Below are 2,629 nucleotides of genomic sequence, written 5' to 3' on the forward strand. Positions count from 1 at the left end.
GCTTCGGCTCTACCGCGGCGGCGCGAGCACCGTCATTACTGTCCCGGTCGTCGCGTCGCCATCCAGAAACGCGAGCCAGCGTCCCCGGAGCGACCAGCTCATCGTGACAATTCCCTGCGCCGGACCTTCCGCCAGCAGAAACGCGCTATCGTAGTGGAGCGAGTAGGTGACGATTTTCCGCCACGGTACCGGCTTGCTCGGCGCGTAAATTTCCATCGCGGCTTCATCTGCTCCCTTCGAGTAGGCCATCGTGCTCTGTGCGAGCATTTCCGGCCACGAGTCGAAGCCCAGCGATTTCACGTCAACCTTCGTCAAGTCGGCTTGCGCGACCGCAACTTGCGCGACAACCGGCGCTTCGGGACGCTCGATTGCCTGCTTGAATGAGAGCTCCCGATTACCCAGCGTGACAGTCTCGCTGCCCGCCGTGAACGAGGCCGCTCCGCTGGATACGCCCATCAGATGTTCGGCGCCAGTCGCGATGTCGTACTTGAACACGCCAATCGTATGCCGCGTAGGGTCGGAACCGACGTAGAGAAATGAGCCTTCGTCGTCCTTGTCCCAATCGAGTACGTGAATCGGCTGCGGTACATGAAATCTGGTGCAGGTCGATGCGCGCCGATCAATTATCACCGGCGGATCGCCCGCATCGCCCTGTCCGACCGCATAGACGCCGTGCGCGCTCCAACTGAGCGACGACATCGGGCACGACAACTTCAGCGGTGCGACGGAACCGGCGCCGGTGATGACGATCAACTGCAATCCGTCCGATCGAGTGGGCGGCGGCTGGACGTCCGCTTCATCCGGATTAGGCTTCTGCTCTTCCTCACTGGCGGCGGATTCCGGCGCCGGCTCGGGATGCATCCGCAACGCGAGCGCGATCGTCGCGTCATTCAGCCAGCTCATCGAGATCGAATCGTAACGGCCGTTGAAGTTCGCGATCACGTTGCCGGGACCGGTGGCTATCAGGTCGCGAACGATCACGTCGACTCGATCGCTCCCCGGCGCGACCATCGCGGTCGCCAGCGTCAGCCCGTTGGGGCTCACTTCCACGTCTGCGATCGTCCCCTCCTCGGCGGCGCCCGGCCCCGTCTCCGCTGCGAGGATTCTGCCGGTTCGCCACGCGGCGCCTCCCAAGCCATACACAATCGTGTGTCCCGCCTGCGTCCCAACGACGGCAATCTCCTCGCCGTTTTGCATCCAGATAGGCGGTCGCGTGGAAATCGGCGCGAACCCAGTCGGCATCGCGACGTTAGTCAGCACCTTGATGCCGTTGGTGACGGCAAGCGTTGTCGAACGCGCGACAAAGGGCGGCGGCCCCGGCTTGGGGGCGTCCGTGCTAGTCGAGCACGACGCAACGCTCACGGCACCTAGAGCAAGAATCAGGATGAGGACAGACCTGTGCATCGAAAAGCGGTAGTCTATTTGGACCGATCAAAAAAGGCGACCGATTCAACGAATGAAGAACCCATTTTCCGAACGATTGTGGATAAGCCGCGAGGTCCGACTCGGGATTATTGTCGCGATTTTGTTCTCCATCGGCTCCGTGTTTTGCGCGGCCGGCGACTTGAAGACCGGATTCAGCGTGATTGCAGTCGCGGTCGCGATGGTCGCGGCGTTTCATTTCGCCCTCGTCAGACCCGCGCAAATCCCGCATGACGCTGTCCTCGTAATCCGGCTGGCGGGTCCGATCGAAGAGGACGTCACCCGCTCGCCGCTCGATCAAATCATGCGCCGCGGGGCGCAGAGCCTCGACCATCTCCGCTATGCGCTCGAGTCCGCGGCAAGCGACGTCGACGTTCGTGCGATCGTCGTCGAGATCGCGGGTTTCGGCGCCGGCCTGGCCACCGCGCACGAAATCCATCGCCTGATGCGCGCCGCTCAGGCCGGCGGCAAGCGCGTGATTGCGTTGCTGCGCGGCGATGACGCGGGCCTGCGCGAATACCTGGTTGCCGCGGGGGCAGGAGAGATCGTCGCCAATCCCGACACGATGCTCACGATGCTCGGTGTCGCGACCGGCGGCGTTTTTCTGAAGAACGCGCTCGACAAACTGAAGATCCAGGCGCAGACACTGCAATGGAAAGAGTACAAGGGCGCCGCCGAAACGCTCGGCCGCGACACGATGTCGCCGGCGGTGCGCGAGAGCATGGAAGCGATCGTCGCGGACTGGGAGAAAATCCTCGTCGAGGCGATCGCGTCGGCCCGCAAACTCTCTCTTGAAAAAGCGCGCGAGTTGATCGCCGCGGGATTCGTCACCGCAAAGTTTGCCGTCGAAAATAAACTGATCGATCGCGAAGGCTACATCGAGGACCTCCGCGCTGAATTCGATCCCGAGTCGAAACGCAAGGTCTTCGTCAATCTGGCGCGATACCGGCGTCACGCAATCTTCACCCGCGAGCGCGGACGGCGCGCGCGCATCGCACTGGTGCACGCCAGCGGTCCGGTGATTTCCGGCGACGCGCCCGCGACCGGCGAACATATCAGCGGCGTCGCGACGGCCGCGCAACTCGATCGCGCGTCGCGCGACGAACGAGTCCGCGCAATCGTGTTCCGGGTAAATTCACCCGGCGGCTCCGCGGTCGGCTCCGACCTGGTTTGGCGCGCCGTTCGCGAGGCGCAGGGCCGCGGCAAG

General features: G+C 63.5%; 2 protein-coding genes. One reads left to right on the forward strand and one right to left on the reverse strand.

What is annotated here, in order from left to right; genetic code table 11:
- Window positions 1-9 precede the first annotated feature (9 nt).
- A complete protein-coding gene (locus tag VIW95_RS15045; protein ID WP_331587981.1) occupies window positions 10-1,404 on the reverse strand; it encodes a hypothetical protein in 1,395 nt (464 codons plus the stop codon).
- Window positions 1,405-1,456: 52 nt separating this feature from the next.
- On the opposite strand from VIW95_RS15045, the gene VIW95_RS15050 reads away from it, so the two are divergent.
- Window positions 1,457-2,629: S49 family peptidase (locus VIW95_RS15050; RefSeq protein WP_331587983.1), on the forward strand; the 1,173-nt coding region annotated here is incomplete at its 3' end.

Source organism: Binatus sp. (SeqCode), assembly GCF_036522015.1.
Classification (GTDB): domain Bacteria; phylum Desulfobacterota; class Binatia; order Binatales; family Binataceae; genus Binatus.

What these genes read in the sequence shown, in the direction of transcription:
- VIW95_RS15045 (WP_331587981.1), bottom strand. Translation starts at nt 1,404, where the DNA reads ATGCACAGGTCTGTCCTCATCCTGATTCTTGCTCTAGGTGCCGTGAGC.